The sequence below is a fragment of the Pseudomonas sp. LBUM1645 genome, from assembly GCF_059716185.1.
In genome coordinates this window covers 4,112,083-4,136,216 of the sequence record NZ_CP166811.1, presented here as the reverse complement: position 1 = coordinate 4,136,216, position 24,134 = coordinate 4,112,083, and the positions used below count along the sequence as shown (strand labels likewise).

The 24,134-nt window shown below is 61.2% G+C and carries 17 protein-coding genes; 16 read left to right on the top strand and 1 reads right to left on the bottom strand.

Features of this window, described 5'->3' with window-relative positions:
* The first annotated feature begins 20 nt into the window (after positions 1-20).
* Positions 21-1,388, top strand: a complete 1,368-nt coding sequence (locus ACA079_RS18450) for an MFS transporter (RefSeq protein WP_497700396.1) — start codon at positions 21-23, stop codon at positions 1,386-1,388.
* Between the two features lie 125 nt (positions 1,389-1,513).
* On the opposite strand, the gene ACA079_RS18445 is transcribed toward ACA079_RS18450, so the two are convergent.
* Positions 1,514-2,242: a class I SAM-dependent methyltransferase gene (locus ACA079_RS18445; protein WP_497700395.1), complete on the bottom strand. Its 729-nt coding sequence runs from the start codon at positions 2,240-2,242 to the stop codon at positions 1,514-1,516.
* A gap of 445 nt (positions 2,243-2,687) precedes the next feature.
* Here ACA079_RS18445 and ACA079_RS18440 point away from each other — a divergent pair, with 445 nt between their 5' ends.
* The 15 genes from ACA079_RS18440 to ACA079_RS18370 all read left to right on the top strand — a co-directional run bounded on the left by ACA079_RS18440 (position 2,688) and on the right by ACA079_RS18370 (position 24,054).
* The gene (locus tag ACA079_RS18440) at positions 2,688-4,829 is read left to right on the top strand and encodes a TonB-dependent receptor family protein (protein ID WP_497700394.1); all 2,142 of its coding nucleotides are present in this window, start codon (positions 2,688-2,690) and stop codon (positions 4,827-4,829) included.
* A gap of 75 nt (positions 4,830-4,904) precedes the next feature.
* Positions 4,905-6,599, top strand: coding sequence for an ABC transporter substrate-binding protein (locus ACA079_RS18435; RefSeq protein WP_497700393.1), 1,695 nt, complete (start codon positions 4,905-4,907; stop codon positions 6,597-6,599).
* Positions 6,596-8,293, top strand: coding sequence for an ABC transporter substrate-binding protein (locus ACA079_RS18430; protein ID WP_497700392.1), 1,698 nt, complete (start codon positions 6,596-6,598; stop codon positions 8,291-8,293). Before ACA079_RS18435 ends, ACA079_RS18430 begins: the two co-directional genes overlap by 4 nt.
* A complete protein-coding gene (locus tag ACA079_RS18425) occupies positions 8,290-9,222 on the top strand; it encodes an ABC transporter permease (RefSeq protein WP_497700391.1) in 933 nt (310 codons plus the stop codon). Before ACA079_RS18430 ends, ACA079_RS18425 begins: the two co-directional genes overlap by 4 nt.
* 25 nt (positions 9,223-9,247) lie before the next feature.
* Positions 9,248-10,561, top strand: a complete 1,314-nt coding sequence (locus ACA079_RS18420) for an acyl-CoA dehydrogenase family protein (RefSeq protein ID WP_497700390.1) — start codon at positions 9,248-9,250, stop codon at positions 10,559-10,561.
* Entirely contained in the window at positions 10,558-11,907 is a 1,350-nt protein-coding gene (locus tag ACA079_RS18415; RefSeq protein WP_497700389.1) for an LLM class flavin-dependent oxidoreductase, read from the top strand. Before ACA079_RS18420 ends, ACA079_RS18415 begins: the two co-directional genes overlap by 4 nt.
* Before the next feature lie 30 nt (positions 11,908-11,937).
* On the top strand, positions 11,938-12,987 hold the full coding sequence (locus tag ACA079_RS18410; protein ID WP_497700388.1) for an NADP(H)-dependent aldo-keto reductase: 1,050 nt from the start codon (positions 11,938-11,940) through the stop codon (positions 12,985-12,987).
* A gap of 66 nt (positions 12,988-13,053) precedes the next feature.
* A complete protein-coding gene (locus ACA079_RS18405; RefSeq protein WP_497700387.1) occupies positions 13,054-13,929 on the top strand; it encodes an ABC transporter permease in 876 nt (291 codons plus the stop codon).
* Positions 13,926-15,599, top strand: coding sequence for a dipeptide ABC transporter ATP-binding protein (locus ACA079_RS18400; RefSeq protein ID WP_497700386.1), 1,674 nt, complete (start codon positions 13,926-13,928; stop codon positions 15,597-15,599). The genes ACA079_RS18405 and ACA079_RS18400 overlap by 4 nt, the downstream gene beginning before the upstream one ends.
* A 592-nt stretch (positions 15,600-16,191) precedes the next feature.
* A complete protein-coding gene (locus tag ACA079_RS18395; protein ID WP_497700385.1) occupies positions 16,192-17,808 on the top strand; it encodes an ABC transporter substrate-binding protein in 1,617 nt (538 codons plus the stop codon).
* Positions 17,805-18,797 (top strand): ABC transporter permease, encoded by a 993-nt coding sequence (locus ACA079_RS18390; RefSeq protein WP_497700384.1) that lies wholly within the window; start codon positions 17,805-17,807, stop codon positions 18,795-18,797. The genes ACA079_RS18395 and ACA079_RS18390 overlap by 4 nt, the downstream gene beginning before the upstream one ends.
* Positions 18,794-19,657: an ABC transporter permease gene (locus ACA079_RS18385; protein ID WP_497700383.1), complete on the top strand. Its 864-nt coding sequence runs from the start codon at positions 18,794-18,796 to the stop codon at positions 19,655-19,657. The genes ACA079_RS18390 and ACA079_RS18385 overlap by 4 nt, the downstream gene beginning before the upstream one ends.
* Positions 19,654-21,366, top strand: a complete 1,713-nt coding sequence (locus ACA079_RS18380) for a dipeptide ABC transporter ATP-binding protein (protein ID WP_497700382.1) — start codon at positions 19,654-19,656, stop codon at positions 21,364-21,366. The genes ACA079_RS18385 and ACA079_RS18380 overlap by 4 nt, the downstream gene beginning before the upstream one ends.
* A 26-nt stretch (positions 21,367-21,392) precedes the next feature.
* Positions 21,393-22,601 carry an acyl-CoA dehydrogenase family protein gene (locus ACA079_RS18375; RefSeq protein ID WP_497700381.1) on the top strand — a complete coding sequence of 403 codons (1,209 nt, stop codon included), beginning with the start codon at positions 21,393-21,395 and terminating at the stop codon, positions 22,599-22,601.
* An 88-nt stretch (positions 22,602-22,689) separates the two neighbouring features.
* Complete coding sequence (locus ACA079_RS18370) at positions 22,690-24,054, top strand: MFS transporter (protein WP_497704342.1); 1,365 nt, start codon at positions 22,690-22,692, stop codon at positions 24,052-24,054.
* The last annotated feature ends 80 nt before the right edge of the window (positions 24,055-24,134 follow it).

The following is a 24,134-nucleotide window of genomic DNA, read 5'->3' as shown; positions in this document are numbered from 1 at the left end:
AATAATAATAAGGCACACAAATGAAGACCAAAAACACAACAGGACCGGATCACGCGGCAGCCATCGAGAGCGCCATCGCCAAATGCAGATGGAAGCTGTTGCCGTTCCTGGCATTGATGTTCGCCCTGGCAATGATCGATCGCTCCAACGTCGGCTTCGCCAAGGCGGCATTACAGACCGATATCGGTTTGAGCAATGCAGCCTTCGCCCTGGGCGCGGGTATTTTCTTTATCGGTTATGCGATCTTCGAAGTCCCCAGCAACCTGATGTTGCACCGGGTCGGCGCACGACTCTGGCTCAGCCGGATCATGATCACCTGGGGGCTGGTGTCCGCCGCCATGATGTTCACCCGGGATGAAACCACGTTTTATGTGTTGCGATTTCTGCTCGGCGTGGCCGAAGCGGGCTTTTCCCCAGGTGTCATCCTGTACCTGACCTACTGGTTTCCGGCCCAGCGTCGCGGTCAGGCCATCGGCATCTACTATTTCGGCTTGCCAATGGCCTTGATGCTGGGCAGTCCGCTGTCGGGCTGGTTGCTGGAAATGCATGGCATGTTCAACCTGACCAACTGGCAGTGGATGTTCCTGGTGGAAGGCCTGGCGGCTGTCGTCGTGGGGATCATTGCGCTGTTCTACCTCAAGAGTAAGCCACAGGATGCGCCTTGGCTGACCCGCGAGGAGAAGGCCGCCCTGAGCCAGGAGCTCGAGGCGGAAGACAAGCTCAAACTGGCTCATGGACCGAAAAGCCTGCTGGGGCTGGTTCGCAACAAGCGAGTGCTGAAGTTCATCCTGATCTACTTCAGCGTTCAGGTCAGTGTGTACGGGGTCATCTTCTATCTGCCCACCCGAATTGCGGAGCTGCTGGGGACCAAGGTCGGCTTGGAGGTGGGCATGTTTATTTCATTGCCATGGCTGTGCGCCGCCATCGCCATGTACTTTGTGACCCGATATGCCGACCGACATGGGGCGCACCTGAAGATGGCGATGTGCATGCTCGGTATGGCGGCCCTTGGCATTGCCGCTTCGGCCTTGCTCAACAGCTTCGCGCCGGTACTGCTGGCCTTTTGTTTTGCAGCGGCTGGTTTCGTGACTGTTCAACCGCTGTTCTGGACGCTGCCGACCGGCTACCTCGGTGGGGTCGCCGCGGCAGGCGGTATTGCCCTGATCGGTTCCATGGGCAACATCGGCGGCTTCGTCGCGCCAATGCTCAAGGCCAATATGGAGGTCTGGTTCACCGATCCACGGGCAGGGATGTTGTCGCTGTCGGCCGCGGGGTTGGTGGGGGTTTACCTGCTATGGACGTTGCGCGTGCCGAAGGGGCAACTGCAGGTCAATCAAGGTCCGCTGGACGGGGTGGCGAGTAACGCCCAGGCACCTTCGAATTCTTGAAGTCACAGCGTCGACAATAGACCGATAAAAACAGCCGAAGCCTTTTAAGGGCTTCGGCTTTTTTTTGCCCATTAATCCTGCCGGTGTGACGGCATCCGGCCTACCGAAAGTGTGCAGTTAGAAACTCAGCGGCTGGCCGACACGATCAGCATCATGGGTCGCTCGACTTCATCGGAAAGTGCAGGGCGATCAGCAAGATCTTCTTCGGTCGGCCCCCATTCGTTCACGTGATCGAGGGTGAACCCGGTTTGGATCAGCAGGTTAAGTAGCGTGCCCAGCGTTCGATGCTGTTTGACGACGCCATCGCTGAGCCAGTTCGTAAACCTTGGACCTTCCACCTGATAACTGTCTACCGGCCATGACTTGCGTCCTTGCGCATCGACGATCCAGTCCGGTCGGCGTGACGCCATATAGATGGGATGCTCGATGGAAAACACCAGCCTTCCACCGGATACCAGTGCGTCATGTACGTTGCGCAATAGCCCAGCCAAGTCACTGATGTAATGAAACGCGAGTGAGCTGTAGGCCAGGGTGAAACCGGATCTGGCAAGTTCAAGCCGCTCTAGGTCGGCCCGCTTATAACTCACTCGTGAGTCGTGTGTGGCGACGACGGCGCGCTCCAGCATCTTCTCCGAGACATCCAGCCCCAGCACGCGCTCGGCGCCCTGTTCAGCGGCCCATCGACAAAACCAGCCATAACCGCAGCCCAGGTCCACGACCTTCTGGCCGGACATTGGCGGCAGTAACGATCTCAACGCCGGCCACTCGGGGGCACCGGCCAGTCCCTGGAGCGAGCGGGGCAGTTGGCTGTATCCGTCGAAGAACTCGGGGTTGTCGTAGATATTCTGGGTCACTGATGATCTCGCTGGATATGTGCACTTCGGGTTCAAGTAAAAAAGTCTACGAGCAGGCTACAGGTTAGAGCAAGCGTGTGAATCGCTTAACCTTCACGGGGAACGTTATATGCCAGTGCGTAATTATCATAACCAGATGTTCATTTTCACTGCCCGTTGATTATAAGTAAGCGTTCACTGTTGCCAGGACGACATCAACTGAACACAGTGCAGTCAAAATCACACTTCATGCTGCCGATTAAAAATAATATGTCATTGAAATAAAAGAGATTTATGGTTTGGCATGGCGTGTGCAATGACCCCCTTGAGGAATATAAAAATCAATAAGCCTCGCCCGCATTCATATTAAGGGAGTCGAGCTTTGGAAGTATCTTTGCGTGTAAAGGGGCAAGCTTACGCAAGCGTAAGGCCAAAAAACCATCGGGGTGTGTTTAGTGCATTAAGCATGAGCCTTATGTTGCTGGGGACGCATCAAGGCGTGTGGGCAGCGGAGGTGAATTCAACAGGCGAAAGTGAGGAAAATACAGCGCCCGCTGATTCAAAACGACTGGCCACGGTTGTCGTACAGGGCCAGCAGCTCAGCGAAAAGGAACAGGCGAAACAGGTGCTCAACGAAGTCCCTGGCGGTACCGCGCAGGTGGATTCCGCGACCGTGGAAAAACGCCGCGTCGCGACCAACCAGGATGTGCTGGCTTACCAGCCGGGTGTTTACGCTCAATCAGTTGGCGGCGCGGACGGGATCAAACTGTCCATCCGCGGTTCGGGCATCAACAAGGGCGTCAATTACTTCCGTTCCGGTGTGTTTCTGATGTTCGACGGGCTGCCGGTCAGTGGTCCTGGCGGTACGCCCTATGAGTTGTTCGAGCCGCTGGGACTTTCCCGCACCGATATTTTGCGCGGCGCCAACGGCTTCGATTATGGCTCGCTGACCCTGGGCGGTGCAGTGAACTATGTCACCAAAACCGGCTATGACGCGGCGCCCCTGGAAGTGCGTTACGAGGCGGGCAGCTATGGCTATCAGAAGCGTCAGATTGCATCCGGTCAGGTACTCGGTGACTTCGACTACTACTTCAGCCTGACCGACTCGGAACAGGACGGTTATCAGAACCATACCAACGGTTCGAGCAAGGGCTTCGCCGGTAACTTCGGCTACAAATTCAATCCCAATATCGAAACGCGCTTTTACCTGCGTTACCGCGAAACCGATAACGACACCGGTGGCTTGCTGACGCGCGATGAAATTGCGCATCACCCGCGTCGTGCCAATGCCACCAACCTTGCACAAGATGCCTCGCGCAAGCAGCCGGGTTCGACCTGGGTTGCCAACAAGACCACGATTCATCTGGATGACAATTCCCGGCTGGAACTCGGTGCGGTGTATCACGACTACCCGATCGACATCCGAGGTGGGGTGAACCGCGCGAAATGGGGTTACAGGGATGTTTCCGGTTCGGTGCAGTACGTGCGTGACGACGAGCTTTTCGGCCATGCCAGTACGACCCGCGTCGGGTTGCTATCGACCAAGCATTTGCCGGGTGAGGGTTTCCAGAAGACCTATGTGCGGATTCCGGCAGGCGCCACGGCGGGGTTACCGGTCGGCACACTGATTCGTGAAGCGAGTTACGAAGGCATGGATAACGTCTTCCACGTCAGTAACGACACCGAGCTGGTCAATAACCTGTGGCTCACCACGGGCCTGTCGATGATCTACACCAATCGCGAAACCGAAGTGGAGTACCCGGTTACCAACGATCGCTATGAAAAGAATGACTGGGACTATGCGCCTCGCATTGGTCTGCGCTACGACTTCACCCCGAACTTTCAGGTGTACGGCAACATCAGCCGCTCTGTCGAGCCGCCCAGCGACTGGCAGATCCTGACCACGCCACCGAGCTTCACCAGCGGGCCCGCCAGAGGTCTCGCGCGTGCAGGCATGGACCTGGTCAATCAGACGGCGACCACCTTTGAGCTGGGGACGCGGGGCAACTTCGACAGCAACGTCTGGAGCCTGAGTTACTACTACTCCAAGGTTAACCATGAGTTGCTCTCGGTTGAAGTCGTACCGGCGACCAACACCACGGCGGCGATCACGGCGGAATCCAACGGCAGCGCGACGATTCACCAAGGCGTGGAAGCAGGCCTCGAATCAACGCTATGGCAGGGCAGCGATATCAACAAACTGACCTTGCGCCAGGCCTATACCTACAGCGATTTCCACTTCGTCAACGACGACAAGTTCAACGCCAACGAACTGCCGGGCATCCCCAAACACTACTACCAGGGTGAGTTGCAATACGACTTTGCCAACGGTGTGTACGTGGGAGTCAACACGCAGATCGGTTCGAAAATGTCGGTGGACTACGCCAACTCGTTCTACACCCGGCCGTATCACGTCTTCGGCGCAACCATCGGATGGAACTCGCCCAAGAAGTCCTGGCTGACCTATCTGGATCTGCGCAACCTGACCGACCGCCACTACACGACGGTCGTCAGCCCGACGTACGACGATGGCGGCGTTGATCGTGCGCGCTCTTATCCGAGTGATGGTTTCGGCATCTACGGCGGCGTGAGCTATCGCTTCAACTGATTGAATCCCAGCCGCGCAGCCACCTGGTCGCCCACTGCCAGGCGCTGGCGCCCAACTTTTTGATGGAATGAACGCGTGAATAATCGATGGTATTTCCGCGCAGTGGCGGCGCTTTGCCTTGGATTGACGCTGGGTGGCTGCTCACCCGCGAACGACGCTGGAAAACCGTCCAGCAGTCAAACGAACAGCGCTGAAGTCGACAGCGCGCGAGACTACCGTGAGCAGTCCTCTGGCAAGTCCGGTGGCACGCTTCGGGTGTCCGTGGCGGCTGACACCGGGTCGCTGGACCTGCATGCCATTTCCCACACCAATTCACAGTGGCTGGGGCGTTTGCTCTACGACAACCTGGTGTATCTGGATGAGAAGGGCAACATCACGCCCTGGCTCGCCAAGTCCTGGGATATCTCTCCAGACGGGCTGACGTACACCTTTCACTTGCGCGACGACGTGACCTTCAGCGACGGCTCACGCTTCGACGCCAATGCCTTGCAGATCAACCTGGAACACATGCGCGCGCCTGCCACCCAGTCGCCCCTGGCGGCGGCGTACATCGCGCCCTACGTCGACGGCACAGTCATCGACGATTTCACCTTTGAAGCGCATCTGCGCGAACCCTACACGGCTTTTCTCAATGTGTTGGCGCAGTCGTGGCTGGCCATGATGTCGCCCAAGGCAATCACCGACAATCCGCGCAAGCTGGGTGAAGCGCCCGTCGGTTCAGGCCCCTTCGTCGTCGAGCGTTACTCCCGTCAGCAAGGCATCAGCCTGGTGCGGCGCAATGACTACCATTGGGCAGCGGACTTCATCAATCACCCGGGGCCGGCGTATCTGGAGCGGATCCAGATCGATTTCGTACCCGAGGCGATGATCCGCTACTCCTCACTGGTCGCCGGGCAGTATGACCTGACCGTCGATGCTCCCGCGCAGAATGCCCAGGCGATGCGCAATGACCCGGAACTGGTCATGGATAGAAGGATCAGGCAGGGAAACCCCAATCGCGGCATCACCTTCAACACCTCCAAAGCGCCGTTCGACGATGTCAGGGTACGCAGGGCCTTTGCGTTGGGTGTCGATCGTGAAGGCATCGTGCAGATGAGTGGTTTCGGCGAGTACACACCCAAGAGCGATTTTCTGGCGGCCAACACGCGTTACTACGATCCCGCATTTGCCGGGGCACTGGTTTATGACCCCGCAACTGCCAACCGTCTGCTGGACGAGTCGGGCTGGAGTCAGCGTGATGCGCAAGGCTATCGGGTGCGCGATGGTCACCGTTTGAGTGCCGAGGTGTTGCTGGCCGAAGGCATCACTCCTGTTGCCGACACCGTCGCCATTCAGTCGGACGTCAAGAAGCTTGGCTTCGAGTTGCGTATTGCGCAGGTGCCACCTTTGCAATTGGCCGAGCGGCGTAGCGCCAATCGTTTTCAGGCGGTGGGCTCCGGCGTCTGGCACACCAACACGCCGGACGGTCTGTACATTCTTTATCACAGCGGCGAAATCATCTCGCCCCAACGCATCGGGCAAAACACCGCGCGCTTGCGTGATGCGCAGCTTGATGACTGGCTGGCCCAGGCCCGCCACGCCACTGATCCTGGGCAACTGAAAGGTCTTTACAGCAAGGTCCAGCAACGTTTGGCCGAATTGGTTCCGGCGGTGCCGCTCTACGAGAACTATTCGCTGAGCGCTCACCGGCAACGTGTCAAAGGCATCGTCTACGACACCTCGCACAACACGCCGGTGTTCACCACGGTCTGGTTGGGGAAGGCGTCATGAGATCGTTTCTTGGCTCGCTTATTTTACTGGGCGTAACGGTGCTGGCGGGTTGCTCCCCCCCGGCAGATCCGCAGCAGAAAGCGGCTGACCTCGACAGCAGCCAGCCGGTCAGCTACCCGGCCGCCGATTACCGCGAACAGAGCGTGGGCGAGGCGGGCGGGGTGCTGCGCGTGACGGCGGCCATCGACATGGGCAGCCTTGACGTGCACCTGATCACAGGCACTAACCCCAAGTGGTTGGGACGCATGCTTTTCGACAATCTCGTGTATCTGGACGAGCAGGGCAACGCGACACCCTGGCTGGCGAAATCCTGGGACATTTCCGCCGACGGCAAGACCTACACCTTTCACTTGCGTGACGATGTCACCTTCAGTGATGGCGTCAAGTTCAACGCCGAAGCGGTGCGCGTCAACCTGAAGAGAATTCGCGATCCGGCGACCAAAGCGGCGATGACCACGGCGTACATCGCACCTTATGTGGATGGCCGGGTGATCGACGAATTCACCTTCGAAGCGCACCTGAGCGAACCCTACACGCCGTTCCTCAACGTGCTGGCGCAATCCTGGCTGGGCATGATGTCGCCTCGGGCCATTCTCGACAATCCAGCGGCCCTCGCAGAGCACCCGGTTGGCAGCGGTCCGTTCGTGGTGACCCGCTACGTGCGCCAGCAAGGCGTCAGTTTTACCCGTCGCGAGGATTATCACTGGGCGCCAGAGTTGATCCAGCACCAGGGGTCGGCGTACTTGCAAGGTGTCGAATTGAGCTTTGTGCCAGAAGCCATGATCCGCTACTCGTCGCTGGCGGCCGGGCAGTATGACTTCACTATCGACGCGCCGCCGCAGACAGCCGGCTCGATCCGCAATGACCCTGATCTGGTGCTCAAGAGTCGGGTGAACCTGGGTAACCCGACCCGCGTGCTGACCTTCAATGTCAGCCAGGCACCGTTCGACGATGTGCGGGTACGCAAAGGGGTGGCGCTGGCCATCGACCGGGAAGGCATCGCACAGATTGTCGGCTTCGGTGAGTACCGGACCAAGACTGACTACCTGTCAGCCACCACGCCGGACTACGACCCGGCCTTCGCCAGCGCACTGCGCTATGACGTGACTCATTCCAACCAGCTTCTGGACGAGGCGGGCTGGACCGGACGTGATGCCGAGGGTTACCGCACCCGCGCCGGGCAACGCTTGAGCGCCGAAGTGCTGAGCACGGAAACAGCGTTGTCGCCGGGTGTCGATCTGGTGGCGGTGCAATCGGACCTGAAGAAGGTCGGCTTCGAGTTGAAAATCACTCAATTGCCAGTCACGCAATTGCTCGAGCGGCGCAATGCCAATCGCTATCAGGCCTTGGGATCGGGTTACTGGCACACCAACACTCCGGATGGTTTGTACATCCTGTACCACCGCTTGCAAATCAACTCTGAGCGCTACACCGGGCAGAACACCTCGCGCTTGCAGGACCCTCAGCTCGATCAGTGGCTCAGCGATGCCCGTCGCACCCGCGATCCCGAACGCCTGCGCAGCCTCTACAGCCAGGCGCAACAGCGCCTGACCGAGTTGGTGCCAGCGGTGCCGGTGTACGAAAACCACACGTTGGTGGCCTATCGGCGCTCGGTCAACGGCGTGGTTTTCGACACGTCCCATAACACGCCGTTCTTTACCTCCGTCTGGCTCGACAGCAAGGAGTCGAAATGAAAATCCTCAAGCGTATTGTCTGGCGCCTGCTGGCCGGCGCCTTGGTGTTGTGGGGCGCGGCGACCCTGTCTTTCGTGACGCTTAACGTCACTGCCGGTGATACCGCGCTGGCCATCCTCGGCGGCCCGGATGCATTGCCGACGCCTCAGGTGCTGGCACAAGTGCGTGCCGAATACGGTCTCGATCAACCCTTGATCGTGCAATACGGGCGCTATCTCGGGCGTCTGTCCGAGGGCGATCTCGGCAATTCGTACCGGTTGCGAATCCCGGTGGTGAAGGCGATTTCCCAGCAGATTGGCGCCACGTTGCAACTGGCTGCGTGCGCCGCGGTGCTGGCGGTTCTGGCGGCATTGGTCCTGGCTTTGTTGACTGCGCATCGCGCGCGCTGGATTCGGTCACTGTCGTCCGGTTCCGAGCTGGTCCTGACGTCAGTGCCGAGCTTTGTGCTCGGGATCGTCCTGCTGCTGATCTTCTCTTTCCAGTTTCATCTGCTCCCGCCGGCTGGCTCCCAAGGCTGGAAAACCATGGTCCTGCCGACGCTGACGCTGGCGCTTCCGGTCATGGCGGTGCTGACCCAGGTGCTGCGCCAGGAACTGGAAGACGTGCTTGAACTGCCCTTTATCAGCATGGCCCGAGCTCGCGGGATGTCGGAGGCCGGTGTGCGCCTGCGGCATGCGTTGCCCCACGCGTTGATTCCGCTGGTGACGCTCTCCGGTTTCATTTTCGCCAGCCTGCTCGGCGGTGCGGTGATTACCGAAACCCTGTTCGCCCGGCAGGGCCTTGGGCGACTGATGATCGAAGCCACCACCAACAAGGATATCCCGCTGGTACTGGGCATCACGTTGCTGGTGGCGTTGATCTACGTCCTGGTGAATCTGGTTGTCGACCTGCTCAACAGTTTTCTCGACCCCCGCGTGGTCGAGTCATGAAACCTCGTAATTCAAGGAAACTCCCATGAACGCAATCAACGCTTCCCTCGTGGATCAGGACCAGCACGACGCCAGTGGCGTGCCCACGGACAATGAACTGCTCAGCCGTTTTCAGCCGGTGTTCGACCGCATCGCCGCCGGAACGCTGCAGCGCGAAGAACGTCGTGAGTTGCCTTACGAAGCCGTCGGCTGGCTACGCGCTGCCGGGTTCGGCGCCCTGCGTGTGCCGCGCGCGTATGGCGGCATCGGCGCGACAGTGCCACAGCTGTTTCGTTTGCTGACGTTGCTGGGCGAAGCCGATTCGAATCTGCCGCAAATTTTGCGAGCGCATTTCGGCTTCGTCGAAGGTCGCCTCAACGACATCGAAGACGAACAACGCCTGCGCTGGTTTCCAAAAGTGGTGGCCGGAGAATTGTTCGGTGCGGCGATGGCCGAGCGTACCGGCGAAACCCGAAACAGCGTGACCCTGAGAAAGGAGGGTGACGACTGGCGCGTCGACGGCGAGAAGTATTACTGCACCGGCACCCTGTACGCCGACTGGATCGCCGCTTCCACTGCCGATGGCGACGACCATGTCAGCGTGGTGATTTCCACCACGGCAGCCGGCGTGACACGCCTCGATGACTGGGACGGTTTCGGTCAGCGCCTGACCGGCAGCGGCACCACGCGCTTCAACAACGTACTGATCAGCGACGACCAGGTGATTCGCCGCTTCAAGACGGCCGAAGGGCATGGCCAGAGCTACATCACGGCGTTCTATCAACTGGTGCATCTGGCGACCCTCGCGGGTATTTCCCGAGCCGTACTGCGTGATGCGGTGACGTTCGTCAAAGGTCGCACGCGGACTTTCGGCGTGCCTGGGCAATCCATTCCAGGGCAGGACCCCTTGGTCCAGCGCGTCGTCGGTCGACTGTCCAGCCTGTCGTTCGCCGCCGAAGCCGTAGTGGATCGAGTGTCGGCGGGTGTCGAGGAAGTCTGGCAGGCCCATCAGGCCGGCACGGCCGATACTGCGCTGTACGCCGCGGCCGAGGTCAAGGCCTATCAGGGCCAGCAAGTCGCGATCGACCTGGTGCTGCAAGCCACCACGTTGCTGTTTGAAGTCGGCGGGGCTTCGGCCACCAGCACGCCGCGTCACCTTGACCGTCACTGGCGTAACGCCCGCACCGTGTCTTCACACAACCCGGCAATTTTGCGCGAGCGGGCGCTGGGCGATTTCTATTTGAACGACGTCACGCCGAGTGAGGCGTGGGCCGAGCGACTGGCCAAAGACAAGGCTGAAAAAGACGCCAGCGCCACCCTGGAAACCACCCCCCAAACCACCGAGGAGCAAACGCCATGAGCGCGTCGCAAAAGCAAATGAGCATCGGCATGAACATCCTGGGCTTCGGCGCGCATTCGGCGGCGTGGCGCGTCGGTGAAGTGGCGGCTGACGCTTATCTTGACGTGGAGTACTACCGCAACATCGCACGTATTTCCGAGCGCGGAACCTTGGACGCGATCTTCCTCGCCGACGGTCCGGCCCTGGCGGGTGACGTTTCCAGCTCGCCGGCCGGGCGACTGGAACCTACGGTCTTGCTGACAGCGGTGGCGCTGGCGACCCAGCACATTGGTGTGATCGCCACGGCGTCGAGCACCTATAACGATCCCTATAACCTGGCCCGTCGACTTGCTTCGGTGGACTACCTCAGTGGAGGCCGTGCAGCCTGGAATGTGGTGACCAATGCCGGTGATGCAGCGGCGCAGAACTTCGGTTTGCGTGGCGCGCCGCTGCACGTCGATCGCTACGGCAGGGCCGATGAGTTCGTCGATGTGGTGCGCAAGCTGTGGGACAGCTGGGAGGACGACGCAATCATCGGTGACCGCATCAGCGGACGTTTTGCCGACCCGTCGAAGGTGCATGAGGTCGATCACGTCGGCGAGCATTTTTCGGTCAAGGGCCCACTCAATGTGCCGCGCAGTCCTCAGGGGCATCCGGTGCTGGTGCAGGCCGGTTCATCCGAGGGTGGCAAAGCCCTGGGCTCGCGCTACGCCGATGCAATTTTCACCACCCAGACCACCCTCGAAGACGGCCTGGCGTTCTATCAGGAAATGAAAAACCGTGCCCGGCAGTGGGGCCGCAATCCGCAGCACCTGAAAATCATGCCGGGCCTGTCAACGGTGATCGGCAGCACCGAGGCGGAAGCCCAGGCCCGTTTCGATCAGCTCAATGGTTTCAATGGCGACGGCGGCCTGATCGATCAGGTGGCGCGGCGCATCGGGATCCCGGCCAGCGAACTCGATCTGGACGGCCCGCTGCCCTGGCATCGCATCGGCCCAGTGGAGAGTTTCGAGGCCGGCTCCCATGGATTCCTGGAAGCCCAACTCAATCTGGCCCGCCGGGAAAACCTCAGCGTGCGGCAACTGTCGCAACGCATCCTTGTCGGCCACCGCTTGGTCGTCGGCACCCCGGAACAAGTCGCCGACACTCTGGAGCACTGGTTCCTGGCCGGGGCCGCCGATGGCTTCAACATCATGCCGGACATGTTCCCGTCGGGCGTCGAGATCTTCGTCGACGAAGTCGTGCCGTTGCTACGCAAGCGCGGAGTGTTCCGCCACGAATACACCTCAACCACTTTGCGCGGTCACTTGGGCTTGCCGACGGTGACCAGTCGTTATGCCAACCGTGCCCAGCGCGAAAGTGCCTGATAAACCCTTCAACGCTCAAGGATCATCACCATGCAATACCGCAAGCTAGGCAAAACCGATATCGACGTCAGCCTGATCGGTCTCGGCACCATGACCTGGGGCCATCAGAACAGCGAGGCCGACGCCCATCAACAGCTCGACTACGCGCTGTCACGCGGGGTGAATCTGGTCGACACCGCCGAGATGTACCCGACGCCGACCCATGCCGATACGTGGGGCAGCACCGAGCGTTTCATCGGCTCCTGGCTGGCGAAAAGCGGGCGTCGCCAGGACATCGTCCTCACCAGTAAAATCATCGGCCCGCCACGCTCGGCCCAGCAGACGCACATTCGCAACGGCGAAACCCGGCATGACCGCAAGAACATCATTGCGGCGCTGGAGGGCAGCCTCGACCGGTTGCAGACCGATTACATCGACCTCTACCAGTTGCACTGGCCGGACCGCAGCACCAACTTCTTCGGTCGCGCCGAATACCCCTGGGTCGAGGGCGAGCAGAGCGTCGCCATCGAGGAGACGCTCTCGGTACTGGCCGAGCTGGTGACGGCCGGCAAGATTCGCCATATCGGTATCTCCAATGAAACCGCGTGGGGCACCGCGGAATTCATCAAGCAGTCGGAGTGTCTTGGGCTGCCGCGCATCGTCAGCATCCAGAACCCTTACAGCCTGCTCAACCGTCAGTTCGAAGTGGGGCTGGCCGAGTTCAGCCACCGGGAGCAAGTCGGCTTGCTGGCGTACTCACCGATTGCCTTTGGTGTGCTCAGCGGCAAATACCTCAACGGCGCCTTGCCGGAAGGCTCGCGACTGGCTTCGGTCTACCGTCGGTTCTCTCGCTACGACGGTGAAGAGGCGACACGAGCGGTCACCGCCTATGTGGAATTGGCCCGGGAATACGACCTGTCGCCGGTACAGTTGGCGCTGGCCTTCGTCACCAGTCGTCCTTTTGTCAGCAGTGCGCTATCGGGCGCGACACGGCTCGATCAGCTCAAGGAAAACCTCGACAGCCTGGCGCTGACGCTCGACGCCGAATTGCTCGGGCGCATCAACGCGATTCACTCGCGCATTCCGAACCCGGCGCCGTAACGCCGGGCTCCCACAAGGTTCGCGGTGTGACTGGCTGGCAATGCTTACAGTTAGAAGGAGAAAAAGATGACTGTCGCGAACAAGACCTTACTGAGCAACCTGCCCGCGCTGGCCTTGGGTGCCGCGCCGCGAGTCTGGCGGTTGCGCCCCGGATTGCTGCTGGCCGGGGTGTTTCTGATGTTGCTGATCATCGCCGCGTTGGTGCCCGGTCTGCTGGCACCGGGCGATCCGCTGGAAGCCAGCGCACGACACGCGTTTCAGCCTCCCGGTGGCACCCATTGGCTGGGCACCGACGAGAACGGCCGCGATCTGTATACGCGGCTGATTCATGGCGTCAGGCCTTCCTTGTTGATGGGCCTCGCGGCAACGGCCATCGCGCTGGTTTTCGGTGTCGCTCTGGGTCTGTTGGCCGGGCTGGGTCCGCGGATTGTCGACGCCACGATCATGCGTTTGGTGGACGTGCTGTTGGCCTTTCCTGATCTGCTGTTGGCCCTGGTGATCATTACGTTCTGGGGCGAGGGACTGTTCAACGCGGTAGTCGCGGTCGGTGTGGCCGGTGTACCGCGTTTCGCGCGGATGGTGCGGGCCCAGACGCTGGTCGTTCGCTCAGCTCCTTACGTCGAGGCAGCGACCACTCTGGGCATTCATCGCGCGGCCGTTATCTTTCGCCACGTGTTGCCTAACGCGATCAAACCGATTCTGGTGCTGGCCACCATCGGCATCGGCGGCAACATCACCGCCGGGGCGGCCTTGAGTTTTCTCGGCTTTGGCGCGCCGCCGCCTTCTCCTGAATGGGGCGCGATGCTGTCGGCGGGGCGCAACTACCTCGCCAATGGTTGGTGGCTGGTGGCCTGGCCGGGTTTGGCGGTGACCTTGACGGTGATTTCCATTACCGCGCTGGGTCGTGAACTGTTGCGTCGCAGCGAAGGAAAGCGCACATGAGCCAGTTCGAAAAGGGTCCCGCGCTGATCGACGTCCAGGACCTGCGCGTGCACTTTGCCGGTCAGGCACAACCGGTGATCGGCGGCATTTCCTTCACCCTCCATCGCGGCGAATGCCTGGCGCTGGTGGGCGAATCCGGTTCCGGCAAAAGCGTGACTTCGCGAACCCTGGCCGGTTTGACGGGGCAGGGCGCAAGCATTCAGGCGCAGCGGCTGCATTTTGACGGGCTGGACCTGCGCACGTTTGACGAGCGCGCCTGGCGACGCATTCGTGGAGCGCGCATCGGCTTCGTCATGCAGGACGCCTTGGGCTCCCTCGATCCGTTACGCCGGGTGGGCGATGAAATCGAAGAGCCATTGCGCTTGCATGAGCACCTCACAAAACAACAACGCCAGCTCAAGGTACTGGAACTGCTGCGCTCGGTCGGCGTTCCGGAGCCCGAGTTGCGGGCCAGACAATACCCTCATCAACTCTCCGGCGGTTTGCGTCAACGGGCGTTGATTGCCTCGGCGATTGCCTGCGCACCGGACCTGTTGATTGCCGACGAACCGACCACGGCACTGGATGCCACGGTGCAGGATCAGGTGCTGCGATTGCTCGAGTCCTTGCGCCGCAGCGTTACGGCGATGCTGGTGGTGAGCCATGACTTGGCCGTGGTGGCGCGTCTGGCCGACAGGATCGCGGTGATGCACAACGGCGTCATCGTCGAACAGGGTTCGGCGGATGCGGTACTGCACGATCCTCAGCACCCGTACACGCAGTCGCTGCTGATGGCCGCACGCTCGGTGCATGTGCGGCGCAGTGAAACCTCACAAACGATCAGTGTTGACCGGCCGCTGGCGGTTCAGGCGCAACAGCTGCGCAAGGCGTTCAAAGGACCGGACGGCAAAGTACGCACGGCCGTGGCGCAAGCGTCCTTCGAACTGCACGCAGGACAAACCCTGGGCATCGTCGGCGAGTCCGGCTCGGGTAAAACCACCCTGACGCGCATGCTGCTGGGGTTGGAAACCCCTGACAGCGGCGACGTGCTGCTGCGTGGCCGAGCCTGGTCGAGCCTCAACAGTCGTGAGAAACGCGAGGAGCGCCAGCGCATTCAAGTGGTGTTTCAAGACCCGCTGAGTTCCTTTGATCCGCGCTACACCGTGGAGCGCGTCCTGTATGAAGCGCTGGACGCGACGAGCCATGTCGATCAAGGCACGCGTCGTGAAAGGGCCGTTGCGTTGTTGAAGCTGGTCCGGCTCGACGAAAGCTTTCTGATACGCCGACCGATCGAGTTGTCTGGCGGCCAGCGTCAGCGTGTCGCCATTGCCCGTGCATTGGCACCGAAACCGCACGTGTTGGTGTGCGATGAACCGGTGTCGGCGCTGGACGTTTCGGTGCAGGCGCAGATTCTCGAACTGCTGTCCGATCTCAAGCGCCGTCTGGGCCTGGCGTGCCTGTTCATTTCCCATGATCTGGGGGTAATCAACAGCGTCAGCGATCACGTGCTGGTGATGAAAGACGGCGAAATCGTCGAGTCGGGCCCCGTGCGCCAGGTGTTCGATCAGCCGCGCCACCCGTACACCCGAGCCTTGTTGAATGCCATTCCCCAATTCGAACACTGCACCGCTTTAATGACCTCGACTATCGCGAGCAAGCTTGCCCCCGCACTGTTCGGTGTAACCCCCTGAACCTTGAGTCAGCCACAAAACCTGTGGGAGCGAGCTAGCTTGCGATGGCGATGTGTCAGTCGATATCAATGCTGAATGTGCGGGCCTCATCGCGAGCAAGCTCGCTCCCACACTGTTCGGCGTAACAACCCGAACCCCCAGTCGGCCACAAAACCTGTGGGAGCGAGCAAGCTCGCTCCCACACTGTTCGGCGTAACAACCCGAACCTCCAGTCGGCCACAAAACCTGTGGGAGCGAGCTTGCTCGCGATGGCGATGTGTCAGTCGATATCAATGCTGAATGTGCGGACCTCATCGCGAGCAAGCTCGCTCCCACACTGTTCGGCGTAAAAACCCGAACCCCCAGTCGGCCACGAAACCTGTGGGAGCGAGCTTGCTCGCGATGGGGCCAGTACAGCCACAAATAATCCCAGGTTGATCCCACTGTTGCCCCACCAACACACCCTGAACAAATTGCTCCCTTGCCGCCCTCGCTCAATCGCTGACCCCCCCGGTTTCATTGGCTGAAAAACCCGGCATGCCTTGTGCAATGACCTTGTTCCCGGACTCAAGGCATATCAGGACCCATGCGAGAACTCCTCAAGAACAATCCAATGATTGGAATCGCCGCGATCTGCGGCTTGTTGGCCGGATGCGGCCAGGACACTTCGACCGTTGCGCGCAGCGATCAGCCGGTCAGCGGCGGTACGCTGGTCTACGCCACGGACCGCGAGCCGACGTGCCTCGATCCTCATGTTGCCGGGGACATGCCCCAGGTGTTTATCGCGCAACAGTATCTCGACTCGCTGGTGTCGATGGACGCGGAAGGCCGGATAGGTCCATGGCTGGCCAAGCGCTGGGAAGTCTCCGCCGACGGTCTGAGCTACACCTTCCATCTTCGCGATGACGTGCGATTCACCGACGGCACACCGTTCAACGCCGCAGCGGTCAAGGCCAACCTCGATCACATGGCCAATCCGAAAACCCAGTCCAGTACCGCAGGCGGTTACATCCGCCAATACCGCAGCACCGATGTGCTCGATGAACACACCGCCGTGGTTCACCTGGCCACGCCTTATGCGGCGTTTCTGGAGGTCTTGGCCCAGGGGTTTCTCGGCATCGAGTCACCCACGGCGCTGCTCCGGCCGCGTGATGTTAACTGTGAAAGCCCTGTCGGCACCGGGCCTTTCAAGGTCGTCCGTTGGGATCGCCAAAGCCACGTTGAACTGGTGCGCAACCCTGATTACAACTCTGCGCCACCCACGGCCAAACATCAGGGACCGGCCTGGCTGGAACGCATCGTCTGGAAATTCATTCAGGAGCCTTCGGTGCGGTTTGCCTCGTTGCAGGCAGGCGAAGTGGACGTGATTGAAACATTGCCACCGGAATCCCATGAAGCGGCCCGGCGCAATCCGGACCTGACATTGATCATTGCCCAGCGTCCGGGCAACCCCACCAACGGCACGCTGAACATCACCCGTGCGCCATTCAATGACCTGAAAGTACGTGAAGCCTTCGTGCGCAGCGCGGACATCGAGGGTGCGCTGAAAAGCGTTTACTTCAACGAGTTCCCCCGTGCCGGTGGACCGCTCAGCCCGGCAACGCGTTTCTACAGCCCGGACTTCCAGAAGGCTCAGGATTACGACCCTGCCAAAGCGGCGCGACTGCTTGACGCGGCAGGCTGGACGCAACGTGACAGCGAAGGTTACCGGACCAAGGACGGCAAGCGTTTGCAGGTCCATGTGGTCATGGGCAATCGCACACCACCGTCGGAATACACGCTGTGGGAGCAGGTCCAGGCCACCACTCGCCAGGCCGGTTTTGAGTTGATCGTCGAACAGATGAGCGATGTGCAGGCGACCAAGCGTCAGGCTGACTGGGACTACGACATCCGTCTGGGCTACTGGAACACCAACACCGCCGACGTGCTGCGGATCATTTTCAGCTCCGAGTTCATTCGCCCGGCCGGGGTAGGGGGATATCACCAGAACACCGCCGGGTTCAGCGAGCCGGCCTTCGACGGGCTTATCCAACAAGCACTGACCACGCAGGATGCGGAGCAGCGCCGGGCCCTTTATTACAAGGCCCAGCAAGTGGCCTCGCAGCAATACCTGCAATTGACCACGTACCCGCAGAGCACGCGGCTGGGTATCTACAAAACCACTCAGGGCGTCCGCCTGGACCCTTCGTTGGCGGTGACTTACCTCTATGACGCATGGGTGAACAAATGAGTAGTTCGACAGTTTCCAATCAACTACCCAATCCACAAGGCGAACGTTTTGCCCAGTTGGGGCGCCGCGCGTTGTGGCGGCTTGCCGGCGGCATTCTGGTGCTGTGGGCGGTCGCCACACTGACGTTCTTTGCCTTGCGACTGATGCCGGGCGATCCGGTGCTGGCAATTCTCGGTGGCCCGAGCGGCAACCCGACGGCGGAAACCATCGCCGAGGCCACTCGCGAGTATGGCCTCGACAAGCCGCTGGCCGTGCAGTACGCGCTGTACCTGGGGCGGCTGGTCCAGGGTGATCTGGGCATTTCCTATTCCCAGCATTTGCCCGTGACCAAGGTACTTGCCGAACAGTCCTGGCCGACGCTGGAACTGACCTTCACCTCATTGGTGCTGGCGTGGGTGCTGGTGTTGGCGCTGACGGTGCTGACGGCGGGTCGTCGACGCTGGGTGGGCAGCCTCGCGTCGCTGGCAGAAACCCTGGCCGCTGCGTTGCCGCATTTCTGGCTCGGGATCTTGCTGTTGGCGGTGTTCGCCTTCGGTCTGCGGCTATTTCCGCCCGCCGGCAGCGACGGCTGGCGAACGTTGGTGCTGCCCTCGGTGGCGCTGGCCATTCCGCTGGCGGGCTTCATCGCTCAGGTGACCCGTGAATCACTCGAACTGACCCTCGATCAACCTTTCGTGCTGACCGCCCGGACCCGCGGCCTGAGCGATTTTGCCGTGCGCTTCAAACATGCGTTGCGCCATGCGGTGCTGCCGGGGATTTCGCTGTCGGGCTGGGCGATCGGGGCGCTGATCAGTGGCGCCGTGGTGATTGAAGTGATCTTTTCCCGCAAGGGATTGGGGCGTCAGTTATTCCAGGCCGTGCAGGCCCAGGACCTGCCGTTGACCATCGGCATCAGCCTGGTGGTCGCCGCCGGGTACGTACTGGCCAACATTCTTGTCGATCTGCTGTACCTGTGGATCGACCCTCGCCAACAGGGGAATCCGGCATGAGCGAGCTCACTCTAGAAGCACCGCTGGCCACAGTTCGGGTCCAGCGCGCAGCGCGAAAAGTTCGGCCGGGTCCACTGTTGGCCGTCACGTTCCTGCTGTTTCTGATTGTCGCGGCGCTGCTACCGCAACTATTCGCCCATAGCGATCCACTGGCGATCGTTCCACACGATGCGTTCCAGGCGCCGGGGTGGGCGCATTGGTTCGGCACCGATCAATCCGGACGCGACATCTTCTCTCGGGTGATTTACGGCACTCGCCAATCGTTGTTCATCGGGTTGGCCGCCACCGCACTGGCCATGAGTATCGCGATCGTTCTGGGATTGCTGGGTGGATTGGGCGGTGCGCGCATCGACCGCGGTGTCGGCTGGTTTCTGGAAGTGCTGTTTGCGTTCCCCAGCCTGATTCTGGCGCTGCTGTTCGTGGCGATCTTCGGCAGTGGCATCGGCCCGCTGATCGTCGCCACCGGTTTGGGCGGGGCGCCCGGGTACGCACGTATGGTCCGCGGCCAGGTGCTGGCGGTGCGCAATGCCGGCTACATCGAAGCTGCCAGGGCATTGGGACATCCACCGTTGCGGATCATCGCCCGGCAGCTGTTACCCAACGCCATGCGTCCGCTGATCGTGACCCTGACCATGGGCGTAGGCCAGGCGATTGTCTGGGCCTCGGCCCTGAGTTTTCTCGGACTGGGCGCACGTCCACCCGCGCCGGAGTGGGGGACGATGCTGTCGATGGGGCGGGACTTCATCGCCAATGCCTGGTGGCTGACGTTCTTCCCGGGGCTGTTCATCGTTCTGACCACACTCTCAACCACGGTCGCCGGCCGTTATCTGCAACAACGCCTGGAGGGCCGCCTGTCATGAGCGATAAACGTTTGATCGTCGAGGACCTGACCATCGAGTTCGACGGCCAGTCTGTGGTGCGCAATCTGTCGTTTGTTCTGGAGCCGGGCAAGACCCTGGCGCTGGTCGGTGAGTCGGGTTCGGGTAAAAGTGTCACCGCCCGCAGTCTGATCGGTCTGGCGGGCGCCGGAGCGCGGGTGACAGCCCGCACCCTGAGTTATGACGGGCACGATTTGTTGAGTCTGTCCGAGCGTGGCTGGCGTGAGTTGCGGGGCAAGGGTATCGGTTTTGTGTTGCAGGATGCGCTGGTGTCGCTCGATCCGCTGCGCCCGGTGGGCAAGGAAATTCTCGAGGTCCTTGAGACCCATCGTTGGGGGGATCGTCGCAGCCGCGCAGAACGGGTCATCGAACTGCTGGAAAAGGTCGGCGTACCTGAACCGCGACTGCGTGCCCGACAACGCCCCGATCAACTCTCGGGCGGACTTCGCCAACGCGCACTGATTGCCAGTGCCCTGGCGCTGACCCCCGGCCTGGTCATCGCCGATGAGCCCACCACCGCGCTGGACGCCACCGTACAAGCGCAGATTCTCGAAGTGCTGCAAGACATCAAGGCCCGTGGCGATTCGCTGCTGATCATCAGCCACGACCTGGCGGTGGTGGCGCAACTGGCGGATGAAGTGTTGGTACTGCGTCATGGCGAAGTGGTGGAGCAAGGACCGATGGAGCAGGTCTTGCGCGATCCGCGTCATCCCTACACCCGTTCGCTGCTTGATGCGGTGCCCGCCGAACATGTCCGTGGCACGCGCCTGTCGCCAGAGCGCAACACGGGCGCGGTGCAACCACGTCCCGGCGTCGACTCGCCGGTGTTGTTAAAGGCGTCACGGCTGGGCAAGCGTTACGTCGGTCCCGATCAGCAATCGCGGCAAGTGGTCGACGATGTCAGCTTCGAACTTCGGGCCGGGCGCACGCTGGGCATTGTCGGCGAATCAGGCTCGGGCAAGACCACCGTCGCGCGGATCGTCCTCGGTTTGCTGGAACCGGATGCCGGTGACGTGACGTTCCTTGACTGGGCCTGGGCGGGTGCCGGCAGTGGCCGGGTCGAGGAGAAGGCGCGCCGAGTGTATCGGCGCGATATCAGTGTCATCTACCAGGACCCGCTGAGCTCCTTCGATCCGCGCTGGAGCGTCGGGCAGGTGCTGGCCGACGCACTCGATGTCGCTGGTATCGCCGTCGAGCAACAACCGGCGCGCATCGCTCAACTGTTGCATCAGGTGCGCCTGCCAGCAGAGTTGGTGACACGCAGGCCGTTGCAGTTGTCGGGCGGGCAGCGTCAACGCGTGGCCATCGCCCGTGCGATTGCCAGCAATCCGAAAGTCATCATCTGCGACGAGCCCGTCTCGGCGCTGGACGTCTCGGTGCAAGCGCAGGTGCTGGATCTGCTGGCGGACCTGCAGGCCGAGCTGGGCCTGGCGTACCTGTTCATCTCCCATGACCTTGGGGTGATTCGCCACGTCAGCGACGAGGTGTTGGTGATGCGGCACGGCAAGGTCGTGGAAAGCGCCGAGGTCGAGACGCTGTTCCAGAATCCGCAACATGAATACACCCGGCGCCTGCTGGGCGCCGTGCCACGTCTGCCCGGGGCCGGGGCCACGCTGGTGGTGCCGCCGATCGAGCCGGAAAGCGCGGTGTTGCTGTTTGACGAAACACGCCTGTGGAAAATCGCCATCTAAGTTCGAACCTTGCACAAGGAATTGTCATGAGTCAGTTGTCCGCTGTACCCGAACGACCAATCATCTCGGTCGAACAACTCAACGCCCGCGCTGACGAGTTGTTGCCGCACATCGCCACCGGTGCCGCACAGCGTGAACGTGATCGGTCGTTGCCGTTCGATGCCGTGGCGCAGATTGCAAAAGCGAGTTTTTTTACCTGCCGGATTCCGGTTCGATACGGCGGTTCCGGCGGCTCAGTCAAAGACGTGATTGCCTTGTTGATCCGCATTGCGTCGGTGGACTCCAACGTGGCCCAGGCGTTGCGACCTGGCTTCGGATTTATTGAAGGTCTGTTGGCCTCACGCGCGGAAGGGGCGGAGGGCGAGCGTGAGCGCTGGTTCGAGCGCTACTTGAAGGGCGCCGTGCTGGGCAACGCCGGTTGGGAGGTCGGTGGGGCCAACGGCTCGATCAGTGCGCGCATCGTGCGCGACGGTGCGCATTATCGGGCCAGCGGCAGCAAGTACTACAGCACCGGCTCCCTGTATGCCGACTGGGTCAGTGCGGTTGCCCTGGACGAAAATGACCAGCCGGTTTCCTTCATCCTGCCGCGTGATCGAAAAGGGCTGGAACTGCTGGATGATTTCGACGCCATGGGGCAGCGGCTGACGGCGAGCGGCACCACGCACCTGCACGATGTGGTGGTCAAGGCCGATGAAATTCGTACCCGGACCGTGGAGGAGGGCAAACGCACCATCGTCACTCCGTTTTTGCAGTTGTTTCTGGCGGCGGTGCAGGCTGGTATCGCGCGCAATGCGTTGAATGATGCCGTGGCATTTGCCAACGACCATGCGCGACCGATCAAGCACAGCACGGCCACGCGTTCCGTTGATGATCCGTATGTGGAACTGAGTGTCGGTGACATCGCGGCTCGTGCATTCACCGCGGAAGCGGTGGTGTTGCGCGCTGCCGAATCCATCGACAGGGCCTGGGCGGCGGATCTCGATCCTCACGCGGTGGATCAGGCCGCGGTCGATGTCGCGCAGGCTCAATACATTGCGGCGGAGTCCGCGCTCAAGGCGGCGGAACTGCTGTTCGACGTCGGTGGCGCCTCCACCACTGGCCGTGCGCACAACCTCGACCGTCACTGGCGCAACGCGCGCACCGTGGCCAATCACAATCCTCGCCACTGGAAAGCCGCCGCGGTGGGCGCCTGGCATCTCAAAGGCACGCCGCCACCGACCTCCGGGCTGTTCTGACATGGGCAACCTTGAACTGGGCGCGGTCATCGGTCCGCCCGATACCCGCGCATTGAAGCTCAAGGAGAGCAACTTTCGTCGGGTGCCAATGATCATCGGTTGTGCGCTGTTCATGGAACTGATCGACGCCACGGCCGTGCTCACGGCATTGCCACAAATGGCGCGGGATTTTGACGAACCCAGCGTACGCATGAACCTGGTCGTGTCGCTATACCTATTGGCCGTCGCACTGTTTGTGCCGGTCAGCGGTTGGGCGGCAGACCGGTTCGGACCGCGACGGGTGTTTGTCAGCGCCATCGTGCTGTTCACCCTGGCGTCGGTGGCTTGCGCCAGTTCTGGTTCGTTGTTGCAGCTGTCACTGGCGCGCATGGCGCAAGGTGCCGCGGGGGCGATGATGGTGCCGGTGGGGCAAGTGATCCTGCTGCGATGGTCGGCCCGGGAAAACCTGTTGCGTGCTATGTCCTACCTGACCATTCCGGCGTTGATCGGGCCGGTGCTGGGGCCGCCGCTGGGCGGTTTGCTTGTCACCCTGTTGTCCTGGCACTGGATCTTTCTGATCAATGTGCCCATCGGGATCCTGGGGCTGGTCCTGGTCCTGCGCTACATACCTGACTATCCCGGCGTACGCGGACGGCCACTCGATGTGCTTGGCCTTGCACTCAGCGGCGTTGGTCTGGGCGGTCTGGTATTCGGTTTCGAAGCGTTCGGCCACGGTCTGCTGGAGCGGCATTGGGCGCTGCTGTTGATCACTGTTGGTCTGCTCTGCGGCTGGTTGTACGTCAGGCATTCCCGGTGCGTCGCGCATCCGCTGATCGATCTTTCATTGCTGAAAATACCCACGTTCGGCGTGAGTTTCTGGGGCGGCAACCTGATGCGAATCGGCAGTGCCTCGCAGCCGTTTCTGTTGGTGCTGTTGTTCCAGCTGTGTTTTGGCCTCAATCCGCTCGAGGCCGGCCTGTTGAGTTTCGCCGGCGGTGCTGGTGCCTTCCTGATGAAGCTGCTGGCGGTGCGGATTGTCAGCCGGTTCGGCTTCAGGCGCACCTTGACCGCCAATGCACTGTTCACCGGGCTGACGATCATCGCGTGTGCGGCATTCGATATTTCTACGCCCTACTGGATCGTTGTCCTGGTGCTGTTTGGCAGCGGCATCATTCGCTCTCTGCAGTTCAGCACCCTCGGGGCTTTGACCTACGCCGATGTACCCCCTGAGCAGTCAAGCCGCGCCAGCAGTCTGTCGGCCATGACCATCCAGCTGACCATGAGCCTGTCGGTGGGCATCGCGGCTGCGTTGTTGAGCCTGATCATGTCACTGCGTGGCCATGTCAGCGTCGGTGAAAGCGACGTGGCATTGGTCATCGTGATGGGCGGGGTGGTTTGCGCCTTGTCAGGGCTGATGTTCAGAAAGCTTTCGCCACAGGCGGGTGCAGCGGTGTATGCCGGGCGTGCCCGATGATCGCAGACGTGGCAAACGCGACGCAGGAGCCAGGAACCTTCAAGCACATTTGTTAAACGGGCGGCTGTTTTGCCCATTCT